Raw genomic sequence first — 18,105 nt, 5'->3', positions numbered from 1 at the left:
CGGGTCCTCACAGTTCGGTGGTGGTGTCACCGGAGGCGAGGAGCTCGAGATCCCGCAGGATCTTCTCCTCGACCGTCTCGGCCAGTACGGCCACGGTGCGGGCGGTCAGTACGTCACGCGGGGTGAGCCGGATGTCGAACACCGCGCTCGCCCGGGAGGCGATGTGCAGGCTCCGGATCGAATCCCCGCCGAGGTCGAAGAAGTTGTCCCCCACGCCGACCCGTTCCAGGCCGAGCACCTCGGCCCAGATTCCGGCCACGACACGTTCGGTGTCGGTCTCCGGGGCGGCGTACGCCGGTCGCGTCTCGGCCGGATCCGGCGCGGGCAGCGCACGACGGTCGAGCTTTCCGTTGCGGCTCAGGGGAAGTGCGTCGAGCTGGACGAAAGCCGACGGGATCAGATAGTCCGGCAGCGTCCGGCCGAGGAAGGCCTTCAGTTCTTCCGCGGGCAGGTCGCCGCCCACCAGGTAGGCGACGAGCAGTTTGGCTCCTGGCCGATCCTCGCGGACGATGACCGCGGCCTGTCCGATGGCGGGGTGGGCGGCCAGCGCCGCTTCGACCTCGCCCGGTTCGATCCGGAAGCCGCGGAGCTTGGCCTGCTCGTCGAGCCTGCCGAGGAACCGGACCCGGCCGTCGGCGGTCCAGGCGGCGAGGTCGCCGGTGCGGTACATCCGCGTACCCGGCGGCCCGTACGGAGCGGCGAGGAAACGATCCGCCGTCAGACCGGGCCGGGCGAAGTAGCCGCGGGCGAGTCCGGCGCCACTGATGCACAACTCCCCCGGGACCCCCGGCGGAACCGGCGTCAGGTCGGGACCGAGCACCTGAACGCGCATCCCGTCCAGCGGACGGCCGATCGGCACCACGTCCGGCACTTCGTCCACGGTGGACATCGGGAACGACGTGGCGAAGGTGGTCGTCTCGGTCGGGCCGTAGCCGTCCACCACCCGCAGGCCAGGGCAGGCGCCCAGTACCTGCCGGACGGCGGCGGCCGGGACGACGTCGCCACCGGTCCAGACCTCACGCAGGCCGGTGAAGCAGTCCGGCGCCTCCTGGGCGAGCACCCGGAACAGTCCCGCGGTGAGCCAGAGGCCGGTCACGCCGTCCTCGGCGATCGCTCGCCGCACGGCGTGGGCGTCGAGTTCGGCGGGCGGTGCCACGACGACCGTGCCGCCGTTGAGCAGCGGTACCCACAGCTCGTAGGTGGTGGCGTCGAAGGCGGGTGGCGAGTGCAGGAGCACCCGCTCGTGCGCACCACCGGCGAACCGCCGGTCCGCCGCCAGTGCGGCGACGTCACGGTGCCGGACGGCGACCCCCTTCGGTGTCCCGGTGGAGCCGGAGGTGTACATCAGGTACGCCGCCTGCTCGGGATCGACCGCCACCTCCGGGTCGTGGTCCGGACCTGTGTCCGGCTCGACCACCACGTGTCCCTCGTGGACACGCGAAAGGGTGTCCAGCCAGGTCTCGTCGGTGACGGCGTACTCGACGCCGGTCAGGAGCAGCCGCAGGCGCTCGTCCGGAGCACGGGTGTCCAGGGGCACGTAGACGCCACCCGCCTTGGCGATGGCGAGTTCGGCGACCACGAACGCGCTCGTCCGCTCGGCCGCGAGACCGACCCGGTCCTCCGGCCGGAGCCCGAGCGCGAGCAGGCGGTGCGCCAGCCGGTTCGCGCGCCGGTTCAGCTCCGCGTAGCTCAGGACTTCGCCGCCGGACACGACCGCGGGCGCGTCCGGACGGTCGCGGATCTGTCCGGCGAACACCGCCGGCAGCGAGCGTGCCGCCGGCTCGTCGCCGGTGGCGTTCCAGTCGCGCAGCACGAGCCGTTCCTCGCCCGCGTCGAGCAGCGGCACCCGGCCCAGCGGGCGGTCGCCGTCGGTGGCGAGTTCGCGCAGCAGCAGGAGAAGACGCCCAGCGATGTCTTCGATGGTCGCCCGGTCGAACAGTTCCGGGTCGTAGCCGAGTTCCACCGCCAGCCGCGGTCCCGGCGACGAGACCACGGTGATCGGGAAGTTCGTCGTCTCCAAGGCCGTCAGGTCACGGACGCGCAAGCCGTGCTCAGCGGCCGCGTCATCCTTGATCGGATAGTTCTCGAACACCACGAGGCTGTCGAACAGGTTCACGCCACCGGGCAGCCCGGTCCAGGTTTGCAGCCTGCTCAGCGGCACGAAGTCGAATCCGCGCGCCTCCGCCTGGGCGTTCTGCAGTTCCTTCAGCCATCGGGCCACCCCGGCCGAACGGTCGACGTCGGCGCGCACCGGCAGGGTGTTGATGAAGATGCCCAGCATTCCGTCCACTTCGGACAGTTCGGCGGGCCTGCCGGACACGGTGGCGCCGAACACGACGTCCCGGCGCCCGCTGTAGACCGACAGCAGCAGTGCCCAGGCGCCCTGGACCATGACGTTGAGCGTGAGCCCGTGCCGCTTGACGAAGCCGTCGAGCCGGGCGGTGTCCGCTTCGTCCAGCGAATACGGCAGCCAGGTCGCCGAACAGGTCGTGTGGGTCTCCGCAGGCGCCCGGTCGCAGGGCAGTGGTGTCGGCTCCGCCACGCCGTCCAGGGTGCGCCGCCAGAACCGTTCGGCCTCGGCGTCGTCGCGTCCGCCCAGCCATTCCAGGTAGTCCCGGAAAGGCCGCCGGGACGGCAGTGAGCCTCCGGCGTGGGCCGCGCACAGGTCCGCGAGCACGCCGAACACGCTCCAGCCGTCCAGCAGGACGTGGTGGAAGGTCCACAGCACCTGTGCTTCGGTGTCCGAGAGCCGGGCGAGCGCGACGCGCATCAGAGGGGCGCGGGTGAGGTCGAGGCCTTCCTCACGGTCCTCTTCCAGCAGACGCCGCAGCCGTTTCGCACGTTCGGCTTCGGACAGGTCCGTCCAGTCGAGCCGCCGGATCGGCAGTATGACGTCGCGGTGCACGACCTGGACCGGTTCCGTCAGGCCGTCCCACACGAAGGCTGTTCGCAGCACCGGGGTGCGGTCGAGCACCTCCTGCCACGCGCGGGCGAGCACGTCGAGGTCGGTGACGCCGTCGAGGACGAACGTCGCCTGCTCGAAGTACAGGCCCTGCTCGCTCTGCGACAGCCCGTGGAAGACCATCCCGCCTTGCATGGGGGTCAGCGGGTAGACGTCCTCGACGTCGCGGCCCTCGCCCACCAGCCGGTCCACCTGGGACTGGCCGAGTGTGGTGAGCGGGAAGTCCGACGGCGTCCGGCCGCCCGCGCCGGGTCCGGCGCAGTGCTCGATGATGCCTCGCAGCGCGGCGAGCAGTCCGGCCGCCAGTGCGTCTACAGTGGACTCGTCGTGCAGGTTCGCCGAGTACGACCAGGACACTTCGAGCGCGTCCTGCTCCACCCTGGCCACGACGTCGAAAGCGTGCGTCCGCGTCGCGGCCGCGTCCAGGTCAGCGTCCAGTCCCCCGCGCATGGCGTGGTAGAGGCCGCCGAGATCCCAGTCGAACCGGCCGAGGTAGTTGAAGCTGACCGGTGCCTCAAGCTCCGGCACGGTTCCGGCGACGTGGCGCAGGGCGCCGTAGCCGATGCCACGCCGGGGCACCGCCCGGAGCCGTTCCTTGACCGCCTTGAGCGCGGTGCCCCACTCCGCGGGGGCCTCCAGGGCGACCGGGAACATGCTCGTGAACCAGCCTGCCGTACGTGACAGGTCGACGTCGTCGAACAGGTCCTCGCGGCCGTGACCTTCCAGGTCGACCACGACCTCCCGCTGCCCGGTCCAGTCGGCCAGCACCCGGCCGAGCGCGGTGAGCAGCACGTCGTTGACCTGGGTGCGGTAGACCTCGGGTACATCACGCAGCAACGCCTTGGTCTCGTCCGGATCGAGCCGGACGGTGACCGAGCGGGCCGAACCGATCGTGTTCTCGCCGTCGTGGTCGGCGGGCAGCGCGGCCGGCCGCGGGACGGCCAGCCAGTACGCCAGTTCGTCGTCGAAGCCGCCCGCCTCGGTGTGCTCGGCGAGCCGTCGCGCCCACGAACGGAACGACGTCGTCTTCGGGCCGAGGCCGCCGCCGCGGTACGCGGTTTCGAGATCCTCCAGGAGGATCCGCCACGACACGCCGTCGACAACCAGGTGGTGCGCGGTCAGGGAAAGCAGCGGCCCGCCTTCGCGCGGACGAGACAGGACGGCCGAGAACAGCGGGCCGTTCCGCAGGTCGAAGTCCTTTGTGGACACTTCGCCGGTGTGCAGCACGTCCACCGGCTCCGGTGGCGCGTTGTACTGGTGCCAGCCGTCCTCGGTGCGCTCGAACCGCATCCGCAAGGCGTCGTGGTGCTCCAAAACGGTGGTCAGCGCGGCGCGCAGCGCGGCTTCGTCGACGTCCTCGGCGAGTTCGACCAGAACGGACTGGTCGAACTGCTCGGGCTGGGTCGCGAAGAACCAGTGCTGGATCGGGGTGAGCGGGACGTCACCGGTGACCGGACCCTGGTCGGCGAGGGTGGGCGCCGGGCCTTGCGCGCTCGCGGCGAGCGCCCTGATCGTCGGATACCGGAACAGGTCTTTCGGCAGCAGCCGCAGTCCGGCCCGCCGGGCTCGCGACACCACCTGGATGCTGAGGATCGAATCGCCGCCCAGCTCGAAGAAGTCGGCTTCCACACCCACTTCCTCGACGCCGAGCACTTCGGCCCAGATCTCGGCGAGCGCACGTTCGGCGTCCGTGCCGGGGGCCGCCCACGCGGTCACCGGCAGGCTGAAGTCCGGTGCCGGCAGTGCCGCCCGGTCGAGTTTCCCGTTGACGTTCAACGGAAGCTCCCCGAGTGGGACGAACGCGGCCGGGATCATGTAGTCCGGCAGGTCACGCGCCAGGAACTCCTTCAGCTCGGCAGCGTCCGGTACGTCCGTCTCGGCGACGACGTAGGCCACCAGCCGCTTGACTCCCTGATCTTCACGGGCGAGCACAGCGGCCTGGACCAGGCCGGGATGGGCCGCGAGCGCCGCTTCGATCTCACTGGGTTCGACGCGGAAGCCGCGGATCTTGACCTGCTCGTCGACCCGGCCGGTGAACTCCAGCTGCCCTTCCGCAGTCCACCGCACGACGTCCCCGGTCCGGTACATGCGCTCGCCCGCCCGGAAGGGGTCGGCGACGAACCGGTCCGCGGTCAGCCCGGCACTGCCCAGGTAGCCGCGGGCCAAGCCCTCTCCTGCCAGATGCAGTTCGCCGGGCACTCCGGGCGGCACCGGCCGAAGCGTGCTGTCGAGGACGTAGGCCCGTGTGTTGTCCAAGGGCCCGCCGATCGGCACCACATCGGGCACCTCGCCGACCGACGACATCAGGCGCACGGTCGCGAAGGTCGTGGTCTCGGTGGGGCCGTAGACGTCGGCGACCACCGTGCCGGGACAGGCTTCCAGCACCCGGCGCAACGCGGTGGCGGGGACGGCGTCGCCGCCGGTCCACACTTCGCGCATCCCGGCGAAGCTGCCCGGAGCCTCTTGCGCCACCAGCCGGAACAACCCGGTCGTCAGGAACGCCCCGGTGACCCGATGTTCGGTGATGACTCGGGCGAGCGTGTCGACGTCGAGGTCACCGGGCGGCGCCACCACGACACAACCGCCCGCCAGCAACGGCACCCACAGCTCGTAGGTGGAGGCGTCGAAGGAATGCGGTGAATGCAGCAGCACCCGCTCGTGCGCTCCGGTCCGGAACCGCCGGTCCCAGGCCAGCGCCACGACGTCGCGGTGGCGCGCCGAGACTCCCTTGGGTGTTCCCGTGGAGCCCGAGGTGTAGATGACGTACGCCAGGTTGTCCCGATGAGGCGTCGGAAGGCGGCGCGGCGTGGACGGCTCGGCGTTCTCGGTGTCCTCGGCGAGCAGGACCGGCCCGGCGTGGAGTGACCGGGCCACCGGCTCCCACTCCCGGTCGGTGACCAGCGCGGAAACCCCGGAGAGCAGGCTCTTCAGCCGTGCTTCGGGCGCGCGGGTGTCCAGTGGCAGGTACGCCCCGCCCGCCTTCACGATGGCCAGTTCGGCGATCACCAGCTCGGGCGCGCGCTCCATGAGCACGCCGACCAGCTCCTCGACCCCGATGTCCAGCCGCTGCGCCAGCCGGTCCGCGCGAGCGTCCAGCTCGGCATAGCTCAGCTCGACGCCGTCGGCGGTCAACGCCGGCGCGTCCGGCGTCCGCCGCACCTGCTCGGCGAACAATTCGCCCAGCGTGCGCTCGGGAACCGCGCTCGTCGTGTCGTTCCACTCGACGAGCACCTGCCGCCGTTCGGCGTCGGTGAGCAGGTCGATCTCGGCCAGCGGCCGGCCGAGGTCCTCGCCGAGACTCCGCAGGACGCCGGTCAGCTGCCGGGCGATCCGCCGCGCCGAAGCCGCCTCGAACAGATCCGGGTCGTAGCCGAGGTCGATGGACAACCGCTCGCCCGGCGAGGCGACCACGCTGAGCGGATAGCTGGTCGTCTCGACCGCGTCCAGCGCCCGCAGCCGCAAGCCGTGCGCGGTGGCCGCTTCCTCGTTGATCGGGTAGTTCTCGAACACCACCAGGCTTTCGAACAGGTTCGCGCCGGCGGGCACCCCGCTCCAGCCCTGCAGCCGGGTCAGCGGCAGATGTCCGTATCGGCGGGATTCGACCTGGCCCGCCTGGAGGTCGCGCAGCCACGCCACCGCGCTGACCGCACCCGCCACGGTGACCCGGACCGGCAGGGTGTTGATGAAGATGCCGGCGATGTCGTCCGCTCCCGGCAGGTCCACCGGCCGCCCGGAAACCGTGGTGCCGAAGCAGATGTCGCGGTCACCGGTGTACCGGGCGAGCAGCAGCGCCCACGCGCCCTGCAGGAGCGTGTTCAGCGTGAGCCCGGCACTCTGCGCGGTCTCACGCAGTCGTGTGGTCTCGTCCGCGCCGAGTTCGACGGTCAGCCAGTCCGACGAGCGGGTGGTGTGCGCCTGGGCTGGCGGCCGGTCGAACGGCAACCGCGCGGGTGCGGTGAGGTCGCCGAGCACGGTCCGCCAATGCGTTTCGGCGAGCCGGTCGTCCTGGTTCGCGAGCCACTCGACGTAATCGCGGAACGGACGGCGGCGGGGCAGGTCCTCGGCTTCCCCGTCGGTGAACGCGCCATGGCAGGCGAAGACGTCGGACAGGATCCCGAACACACTCCAGCCGTCGAGCAGCACGTGGTGGAACGTCCACAGCACGCGGACTTCGGTACCGGACAACCGCGCCAGCGTGAGCCGCAGCAACGGCACGACCGTCAAGTCCATCCCTTGGGCCCGGTCGCGGTCGAGGACGGCGCGCCAGGCGGTCTCACGCTCCACTTCGGACAGTGCGCGCCAGTCAAGGTGGGTGATCGGCACGGTTACGTCACGCCCGACCACCTGCACGGGCTCGTCGACGCCCTCCCAGACGATGCGCGTGCGCAGTACCGGCGTCCGGTCGACCACACGCTGCCAGGCCCTCGCGAGGATGTCCGGATCGGTGACACCGTCGAGGACGAACGCCACCTGCTGGAAGTAGACCCGCTCCTCACCCTGTGACAGGGAGTGGAACACCATGCCCGACTGCATCGGCGTCAGCGGGTGGATGTCCTCGACGTCGAGGGCGGCGAGCCGGTCCACCGTCGCCTGGTCGAGCCGGGCGAGCGGGAAGTCCGACGGCGTGCGGCCCCAGGTACCGGGCTCGGCGCAGTGCGCGATGATCGAGCGCAACGCGGTGACCAGCGCCCCGGCCAGCCGGGCGACCGTCTCCTCCCGGTGCACGCCCTCCGCGTAGTACCAGGAGAATTCCAGTTCGTCGCCTTCGACGCGGCCGACGACGCCCAGCAGATGTGCCCGGACCGAGCGCGGGGAGTCGTCCGATTCGAGACGGCCGGAATCCGCGTCGAAACGGCCGAGGTAGTTGAAGCTCACCTGAGGCGTGATCTCCGGCGCCGTCCCGGCGAGGTAACGCAAAGCGCCGTAACCGATACCGCGCCGGGGCACCGCTCGCAGCTGCTCCTTGACCGACTTCAGCGCCGTGCCCCAGTCGTCCGGGACGTCGAGCGCGACCGGGAACAGCGTGGTGAACCAGCCGACGGTCCGCGACAGGTCGACGCCGTCGAACAGCTCCTCCCGGCCGTGTCCCTCCAGATCCACCAGCACCCGGTCCCGTCCGGTCCAGTCGGCCAGCACCCGGCCCAGCGCGGTGAGCAGCACGTCGTTGACCTGAGTCCGGTACACGTCGGGCACCGCGCGCAGCAGCGCCGCGGTCTCCTCGGCGCCGAGGCGGGTGGTGACCTCGCGCATCGCCGCGGTGGTGTTCGGGCCGTCGCCGTCCACCGGCACGGCCGGCTCCGCGGCTGTGGCGTGCCAATGGCCGAGTTCGTCGTCGAACCCACCCGCGGCGGTGTACTCCGCCAGCCGTTCCGCCCACTCCTGGAAGGAGGTTCCGCGCGGGCCGAGGTCGACGGCTTCTCCGCGTACGGCCTGCCGGTAAGCCTTGTCGAAGTCCTCCAGCAGCACCCGCCAGGACACGCCGTCGACCACGAGGTGGTGTGCGGACAGGGTGAGCCTGCCGGGCGCGGGCAGCGCGGCGCGCAGCATCGCCCGGGTGGCCAGGTCGCGATCCACCGGTGTGTCCAGGACGTCGGCCGCGGGATCGACCGGGGCATTCACCTGCCGCTGACCATGCTCGAACCGCATGCGCAGCGCGTCGTGGTGTTCGAGCAGCGCGGCCAGCGCGGTGCGCACCGCGCCCGGGTCGGCCGGAGCCGGTAGCTCGATCTCGACGCGCTGATCGAAGTGCCCGGGATCGTCGTTCTGCGTGGCGAAGAACCACCGCTGGATCGGGGTGAGCACGACGTCGCCGCTGATCGGGCCCCGGTCGGCCGTTTCGTGGACGTCGCCCGCCGAGACGGCCAGTTCGGCGATGGTGCGGTGCGTGAACAGGTCACCGGGCAGCAGATCGAGTCCGGCCTGCCGGGCGCGGGACACCACCTGGATGCTGAGGATCGAGTCTCCGCCGAGCGCGAAGAAGTCGTCTTCGGCGCCGACTCGCCCGACCCCGAGCACCTCGGCCCAGATGTCGGCGAGCACGGTTTCGCGGCCCGGCCGCGGTGCCACGTGAGCGGTAGCGCGCTGGGTGTCGAAGTCGGGTACGGGCAACGCCCGCCGGTCCAGTTTCCCGTTGACGTTCACCGGAAGCCGCTCGAGCGGGACGAACACCGCCGGGACCATGTAGTCCGGCAGGGTGCGGCCGAGGAACTCCCGCAGTTCGGCGGTGTCCGGCACGCCGCTCTCCCCGACGACGTAGGCCACCAGTCGTTTGACGCCGCCGTCCTCCCGCGCGACTACCGCGGCCTGCGCCAGTGCGGGATGCGCACCCAGCGCCGCCTCGATCTCGCCCAGCTCGACCCGGAAGCCGCGGACCTTGACCTGCTCGTCGACGCGGCCGACGAACTCCAGCTGCCCCTCCGGCGTCCACCGCACGATGTCCCCGGTGCGGTACATCCGCTCGCCGGTGCCGAAGGGGTCGGCGACGAACCGGTCCGCGGTGAGACCCGGGTTCGCCAGGTATCCGCGAGCCACGCCCTCACCGGCGATGTGCAGCTCACCGGGGACCCCCGGCGGCACGACGGACAGCCCGGCGTCGAGGACGTAGGTCCGCGTGTTGTCCAGCGGTCCGCCGATCGGCACCACGTCCGGCACTTCGCCGACCGACGACATCAGGCGGACGGTCGCGAAAGTGGTCGTCTCGGTCGGCCCGTAGACGTCCGCGACCACGGTGTCCGGACAGGCTTCCAGCACCCGGCGCAACGCGGTTGCGGGCACGGCGTCACCGCCGGTCCACACCTGCCGCATCCCCGCGAAGCAACGCGGATCCTCCTGCGACACCAGCCGGAACAACCCCGTGGTCAGGAACGCCCCGGTGACCCGGTGCTCCACGATCATCCGGCGAAGCGTCGCGACGTCCAGTTCCCGTGCCGGCGCGACGATCACACAGCCGCCGTTGATCAGCGGCACCCACGTTTCGTAGGTGGAGGCGTCGAACGAATGTGGTGAATGCAGCAGCACCCGCTCGTGCGCCCCGGTCCGGAACCGCCGGTCCCGGGCCAGCGCCACGACGTCACGCTGCCGTGCGGCGACCCCCTTGGGCGAGCCGGTCGAGCCCGAGGTGTAGATGACGTAGGCGAGCTGGTCGCGATCGGCCGGGACACCCGGCGCCGTCGCGGGTTCGCCGGCGGCGTCGTCGACCGTCAGCAGCTGTCCACAGTGGACTTCCTTGGCCTGCGGTCGCCGTGCCGTGTCGGTGACGACGATCTTCGCCTCGGCCTCGGTCAGCAGCAGGCGCAACCGGTCCGCCGGTGCCCGCAGGTCCAGCGGCAGATAGGCGCCACCCGCCTTGATTATCGCCAGCTCCGCCACGACCAGGTCGGCCGAGCGGTCCATCAGCACCGCGACCCGCTCCTCGGCACCGACGCCGTGTCGCAGCAGCAGGTGAGCCAGCCGGTTCGCCCGTGCGTCGAGTTCGGCGTAGGTCAGGGACCCGGTGTCGCCGTCCACCGCGACGGCTGCCGGAGTGCGCCGTACCTGAGCTTCGAACAACGGCGTCAGCGCGGCGTCCGGCAACGTCGTGCCGGTGGCGTTCCACTCGTGGACCACGCGGTCTTCCTCGGCTTCGGTCAGCATCGTGATCGCCGAGACTCCGACGTCCGCCATGCCCCGCAGCAGCACGTCCAGATGGGCGGCGAGCCGTTCGGCCGTTCCGGCGTCGAACAGGGCCGGGTCGTAGCCGAGCACCAGTGAAAGCCGGCGTCCCGGATAGACGACGACGCTGAGCGGGTAGTTGGTCCGCTCGGCCGCCTCCAGCTCCCGGACCCGAGGCCCGTCGGAGAGTTCGTCGATCGGGTAGTTCTCGAACACCACGATGCTGTCGAACAGGTTCGTCCCCGCCGGGACACCGCTCCAGCCCTGCAGCCGGGTGAGCGCGAGATGCCCGAACCGGCGTGAGGAGACCTGCCGGGTCTGCGCCTCCCACAGCCAGTCGACCAGTCCGGCACCGCCGTCCACGCGCATCCGCACCGGCAGGGTGTTGATGAAGATGCCGGTGATGTCGTCCACCCCGGGCAGCTCGGACGGTCTGCCGGAGACGGTCGCGCCGAAACAGACATCCCGCTCGCCGCTGTAGCGCGACAGCAACAGCGCCCACGCACCCTGGACGACGGCGTTCACCGTCAGCCGATGGCGTTTCGCGAACGCGTACAGCCGGTCGGACGCGGCTTCGTCCAGCTCGGCGGCCACCCGGTCGGCCGAGCCGGTCGTGTGGCCGCGGGCGGGCACACGGTCGTACGGCAACGGTGTCGCCGCGGCCAGCTCGGCGAGTTCGGCTCGCCAGTACTTCTCGGCGGCCCGATCGTCCTGGCGGGCCAGCCAGGCGAGGTAGTCGCGGAACGGCCGTCGTTCGGGCACCGCCTCCTCATCGCCCCTGGCCAGCGCGATGACGTCGGACAGCACCTGGAAGACACTCCAGCCGTCGAGCAGGACGTGATGGAACGTCCACACCACGCGTACGGCGTCACCGGGCAGCCTGACGACGACGAGCCGGGTCAGTGGCGCCCGTGCCAGGTCGAGCCCTTCCTCGGCGTCGGCCTCCAGCAACCGCCGCAGCGCCTCCTCGCGGTCCACAGTGGACCGAGTGGTCCAGTCGAGATGGGTGATCGGCAGGGTGACGTCGCGTTCGACCAGCTGCAGCGGGGCGGGCACGTTCTCCCAGACGATCCGGCTGCGCAGCACCGGCGTCCGGTCCACCACCCGCTGCCAGGCCGCACCGAGCCGCCGCGGATCGGCGACGTCGTCCAGGACGAAGGTCAGCTGTTCGAAGTAGACCCGGGTGCCGCCCGGCGCCAGGGCGTGGAAGACCATCCCCGCCTGCATCGGGGTCAGCGGGTAGAGGTCCTCGACCGCGCGGCCGTCGCCTGCCAGCGCGTCCACCTGCCGCTGGTCCAGCGCGGCCAGCGGGAAGTCCGACGGTGTCCGGCCGCCCGCGCCCGGCTCGGCGCAGTGCCGGACGATCTCCCGCAACGCGTCGAGGAGCGCGTTCGCCAGACCCTCCACTGTGGACTCGTCGTGCACGCCCTCGGCGAAGAACCAGTCGAACTCCAGCGCGCCGCCGTCGATGCGGCCGACGACGTCGAGCAGATGCGGCCGGATCTCCTCCGGGGCGACGTCCAAGGTCAGTTCGCGGCCCGGCGCGGCGTACAGGCCGCCGTCGGCTACCGGTGGGTCGAACCGGCCGAGGTAGTTGAAACTGACCGCCGGGGTGATCTCCGGCGCCGTCCCGGTGAGGTAGCGCAGGACGCCGTAGCCGATGCCGCGACTGGGCACCGCCCGCAGCCGCTCCTTGACCGTTTTGAGCGCCCGGCCCCAGTCACCACCGGTTTCCAGCGCCACCGGGAACAGGCTGGTGAACCAGCCCACCGTCCGTGACAGGTCGGTGTCCTCGAACAGATCCTCGCGGCCGTGGCCTTCGAGGTCCACCACGACCCGGTCGTGGCCGGTCCAGTCCCGAAGGACGCGGCCGAGCGCGGTGAGCAGCACGTCGTTGATCCGGGTGCGGTACACGGCGGGCACGTCACGCGTCAGCGAGGTCGTCTCCGCTTCGGTCAGCCGCACGGTCACCGACCGGGCGGCACCGGCGGTGTTCGGTCCCGCGCCGTCCACCGGCACCGACGTGCCGCCGTCGAGGTCCTGCCAGTAGGCCGATTCTCCGGCGAACCCGCCCGCCTCGGCCCGGTCGGCCAGGCGGCGGGCCCACTCGAGGAACGACGTCGACCTCGGTCCGAGGTCGACGGCCTCGCCCCGGACCGCCTGCCGGTAGGCCAGGTCCAGGTCCTCCAGCAGCACTCGCCAGGACACCCCGTCGACCACGAGGTGGTGGGCGGCCAGTCGAAGTGTCTTGCGACCGTCCTCTTCGGACAGCGATGCCCGCAGCAACGGCCCGCGGCCGAGGTCTGCTTCGGACGGTCCGTCGAGTACGTCCACCGGTCCGGGTGGTGGATTCACCTGACGCCAACGCCCGTTCGCGCGTTCGAAGCGCATCCGCAGCGCGTCGTGCTGTTCGACCAGTGCCGACAGCGCGGTGCGCAGCGCGGCCTCGTCGACATCCGCGGCGAGTTCCATCGACAGCGACTGGTCGAACCGCTCGGGCCGCCGGGTCTGGGTGGCGAAGAACCACTCCTGGATCGGCGTCAACGGCGCCTCACCGGACACCGGGCCCCGCGCGGTCGCTCCGCGCGTCTCGGTGGCCGTGGCCGCCAGCGCGGCCACGGTCTGGTGCCGGAAGAGGTCGCCGGTGCTCAGCGCGAACCCGGCCCGGCGTGCCCTGGCGCCGACCTGGATGCTCAGGATCGAGTCACCGCCCAGGTCGAAGAAGTTGTCCTCGACCCCGACCTCGTCGAGCCCGAGCACCTCGGCCCAGATGCGGGCCAGCACGCGCTCGGGTTCCGTCCGCGGTTCCGTGCGGCGGACGGCCGCCGGGTCGAGCGCCGGTTCGGGCAGCGCGCGCCGGTCGAGTTTTCCGTTGGGGCTCAGGGGAAGCGCGTCGAGCAGCACGATCGCCGACGGCACAAGGTAGTCCGGCAGCACCTTCGCCAGCGAGCCGCGTACCGCGGTCGCGTCCGGTGCCGTACCCGGCGCCGGGACGACGTAGGCCACGAGCCGCTTGCGCCCGGCGTCCGTCCGCGCGAGCACCACCGCCTGCGCGACGTCCGCCCGTTCGGTGAGGGCGGCCTCGATCTCCGCCGGCTCCACCCGGAAGCCCCGGATCTTGACCTGGTCGTCGGCCCGGCCGACGAACTCCAGCGTGTCGTCGGAACGCCAGCGCACCAGGTCACCCGTGCGGTAGCACCGGCTTCCCGGATCGCCGAAGGGATTGGCGAGGAAGCGTTCGGCGGTGGCCCCGGCACGGTCGGTGTAGCCGCGGGCCAGACCGGGCCCGGCGACGTACAGCTCGCCGACCGCGCCACGCGGCACCAGCCGTAGCCGGGCGTCGAGCACGAACGCCCGCATCCCGTCGAGCGGGGTGCCGATCGGCACGACGTCCGGCACGGACGCCGGTGACGTCATCCGGAAGGCGGACGCGAACGTGGTCGTCTCGGTGGGCCCGTAGCCGTCGACCACGGCCAGCCCGGGACAGCGCGCGAGCACGCGACGGACCGTCTCCGCCGGGACCACGTCGCCACCGGTCCAGACTTCGCGGACACCGGTGAAGCAGTCGGGTTCCTCTTGGGCGACAAGCCGGAACAGGCCCGCGGTGAGCCAGAGCGCGGTCACGCCGTGCCGGGTGATCAGCTGCCGCAGCCGGTCGACGTCGAGGTCTCCCGGCGGGGCGACGACGACTTCGCCGCCGTTGAGCAGCGGCACCCACAGCTCGTACGTCGACGCGTCGAACGCCAGCGGCGAGTGCAGCAGCACCCGCTCGTGCGCGCTGCCGGTGAACCGGCTGTCCCGCGCGAGCGCGACGACGTCCGCGTGACGCACCGCGACCCCCTTCGGCACGCCCGTGGAACCCGAGGTGTACTCGATGTACGCCAGGTTTTCGGGATCCAGCTCGATGCCAGGCCGGTCACCGGGTTTCGCCGGGACGACCACCTGAAGTGGCCGCGAGTGCACGTCCGCGGCGACGTCCGCCCAAGTGGAGTCGGTCAGCAGCAACGCCGAGCCGTCGAGAATCCGTCGCATCCGCGCGGCGGGCGCGCGCAGGTCGAGCGGCAGGTACGCGGCGCCTGCCTTGAGGACCGCCAGAACGGCGACGACGAGGTCCACCGAGCGGTCCATCAGGATCCCGACGCGGTCTTCCGCCCGCACACCCAGTTCGCTCAAGTGGCGGGCGAGCCGATCGGCGCGGTCCTGCAGTTCGAGGTAGGTGAGCGAGGTGTCTCCACAAGTCACCGCCGTCGCGTGTGGTGTCCGGGTGACCTGCTGGCCGAAGGCCGCCGGGACGGTGTCGACCGGGGCGACGGGGCTGTCGCCGGGGAGCAGGAAGCGCCGGTCCGCCTCCGTCGTGAGCGGCAGGTCACCGAGCGGCCGGGCGGGATCGGCGGCGATCCCGGTCAGCAGGGTCTCCAGCCGGGCCGCCAGGCGTTCGACGGTGACGGCGTCGAACAGGCCGGTGCTGTACTCGATCACGAGCTCGAAGGTGCCGTTGCGCGGCCAGAACTCGATCACGAGGTCGAAGCGGGCGGACGGCCGGGGCAGGTCCTGCTCGGTGACCCGGAGTCCGGCGACGTCGCGCGGCCGCACCAGCGGGCTCTGCAGGACGACGACGGCCTGCACGAGTGGCGTCCGGGAGGGATCGCGTTCGGGGCGCACCGCGTCGACGACCCGGTCGAACGGCGCGTCGGCGTGCGCGAAGGCGTCCAGCACGGTTCCCCGGAATTCGCCGAGGAACCCGGTGAACGGCCGGTCGTCCTCCACCCGCGAGCGCAACACCAGGGTGTTGACGAAGAAACCGGTCAGCCTCTCCAGTTCGGCGCGGTCCCGGCCGGTGACGGCCGTGCCGACCGCGACGTCCTGCTGCCCGCTCTGGCGGGCCAGCAGGATCTGCACGGCGGCGGTCAGCGTCATGAACAGCGTCGCGCCGTGCTCGTGGCCCAGTTCGGTGAGCCGGTCGACCAGCGCCGCGGGCAGCGGCCGCCGGTGAACCGCACCCTCGGTCGACCGCTGCGCGGCGCGGGGCCGGTCGGTCGGCAGGGCCAGCGGTTCGAGGCCGTCCAGCCGCTGCCGCCAGTACGCCAGATGCGGCCGCAGCGCCGGGCCGGTCAGCCGGGAACGTTGCCAGGCGGCGAAGTCGGCGTAGCGCACAGGGAGTTCCGGCAGTGTCTTCCCGGCGTAGAGGTCCATCAACTCTTCGGTGAGGATGCCGATGGACGCGCCGTCGGTGACGATGTGGTGCTGGCAGAGCACCAGCAGGTGCTCCCGGTCCGCCAGTGCGAACAGAGTGGCCCGGGTCAGCGGGCCGCTCCGGAGGTCGAACGGCCGCGACAACTCAGCCCTGAGTTCGCCGTCCAGATCGTCCTCATCGGACAGTCGGCGCATCTGGAGCGGGATGACGGCGGAGTCGGCGATCCGCTGGACACCCTCGTCGTCCACCACGTCGAAGGTGGTGCGCAGGGAGTCGTGGCGTGCGCAGAGCAGGTCGAGCGCGTTGGCGAGGGCGTGAACGTCCAGCGGGCCCGAGAGCCGCAGCCCGACGCCGGTGTTGTTCTCGGTCGCGGCGTTTCCGGAAAGCTCGTCGAGGAACCACAGTCGCTGCTGTGCCGGGGAAATCGGCACCGGACGATCGTGGGGGGCGACCGGGATCGGCTCGGCACGGGGCGGGTCCGGAGTCTCCGGCAGGAGCCGGGCGAACCGTTCGACGGTGGGGGCGTCGAACAGCGCTTTCGCCGTCAGCTCCGTCCCGAACGCCTCGCGCAGCCGGGAAAGCACCTGCACGGCGAGGATCGAGTCGCCGCCCCTGGCGAAGAAGTCGTCGGTGGCGCCCACCGGACCGCCGCCCAGCACGTCGGCCCAGATCGCGGCGACCCGCCGCTCGGCGACGGTCCGCGGCTCGACGTACTCCGCCGTTTCCGCCGGGGGCGCCGGCAAGGCGCGCCGGTCGACCTTGCCGTTGGCGTTCAGTTTCAGGCCGTCCAGGACGACGAACGCCGAGGGGATCATGTAGCCGGGCAGCGTCTCGGTGAGCAACGCGCGCAGACCGTCCGGTTCCTCTCTACGGTCGCCGCGGGTGACGAGATACGCCACGAGCCGTTTGGCGCCCGGCCGGTCTTCCCTGGCCACGACCACGGCCTCGCTGACGTCGTCGTGCCGGCACAGCACGTCTTCGATCTCGCCGAGTTCGATGCGGAAGCCGCGGATCTTGACCTGGTCGTCCACGCGGCCGAGGAATTCCAGCTCGCCGCGGTCGTTCCGGCGCACGACGTCACCGGTGCGGTACATGCGGTCGCCGTCCGGGCCGAGCGGGTCGGCGACGAACTTCTCCGCGGTCAGCCCCGGACGTGCCTGGTAGCCACGCGCCAGCCCCGACCCGGCGAGGTGCAGCTCCCCCGCCTCGCCGTCGGCCACCGGGTTCAGCCCGGTGTCCAGCACGTACGCCCGCATCCCGTCGAGCGGAGTGCCGATGGGCAGGCGTTCCGGCACCGAACCGCGTGACGGCAGCCGGTGCGAGGTGGCGAAAGTCGTCGTCTCGGTTGGCCCGTACCCGTCGACCACGACGAGGCCCGGACAGCGTTCGAGGACGCGGCGGACCGGGCCCGCCGGGACCGCCTCCCCACCGGTCCAGACCTCCCGCAGGCCGCGGAAGCAGTCCGGTGCCTCCTGCGCCACCACCCGGAACAGCCCGGCGGTCAGCCACAACGCCGTCACCCCGTGTCCGGACACCATCCGGCGCAATCCCTCGACCCCGAGTTCGCCCGGCGGCGCGACGACGACGGTGCCGCCGTTCAGCAGCGGCACCCACAGCTCGTAGGTCGACGCGTCGAAGGCCGGCGGCGAGTGCAGCAGCACCCGTTCGTGCGCGTCGCCGAACCTGCTGTCGGCCGCCAGCGCCGTGACGTCCCGGTGCGTCACGGCGACGCCTTTCGGCACACCGGTCGAACCGGAGGTGTACATCACGTACGCGAGCTGGTCCGGATCCACCACCGTGCCGGGTGAACCGGCGGGTTCGTGGTCCAGGGTGGGGTCGTCGAGGCGCTGCGCGTGGACGCCGGGAAGCGAACGCTCCCGGTCGGTGAGCAGGACCGAAGCCCCCACTTCGGCGAGCACCCGGTTCGATCGCGCTTCGGGAGCCCGCGCGTCGAGCGGGACGTAGACCCCGCCTGCCTTGACGATCGCGACTTCGGCGACGACGAAGTCGCGCGACCGCGTCAGGCTCACGGCGACCGGGTGTTCGGCGCGGACGCCGAGCCGCACCAGGCGGCGCGCGAGCCGGTCGGCCCGCTCGTCGAGTTCCCGATAGGTCAACGGCGCGAAGTCCCCGGTCACGGCGATCGCGTCCGGGGTACGCGCCACCTGACGCGCGAACAGGCCGGGGAGGGTCGCGCCGGCTTCCGCGGCCGGTTCGGGGTGGTGGGCTCTGGCGATGTCCTGGGATGTCATGAAACGTCGAACCTTCCGAGCGCACGTCGAGGACCGCCTCGAGGGAG

Annotated in this window: 1 protein-coding gene; it reads right to left on the bottom strand. The window is 71.7% G+C overall.

Features of this window, described 5'->3' with window-relative positions; all coding sequences use genetic code 11:
• Window positions 1-7 precede the first annotated feature (7 nt).
• Window positions 8-18,058, bottom strand: coding sequence for a non-ribosomal peptide synthase/polyketide synthase (locus tag ACIHAO_RS10005; protein WP_396556398.1), 18,051 nt, complete (start codon window positions 18,056-18,058; stop codon window positions 8-10).
• Window positions 18,059-18,105: the final 47 nt, after the last annotated feature.

Source organism: Amycolatopsis sp. NPDC052450 (genome assembly GCF_044547565.1).
In the GTDB taxonomy this organism is placed as follows: Bacteria; Actinomycetota; Actinomycetes; order Mycobacteriales; family Pseudonocardiaceae; genus Amycolatopsis.
Note: the sequence above shows the minus strand (reverse complement) of the source record. Positions and strands in the feature narration are given on the sequence as shown.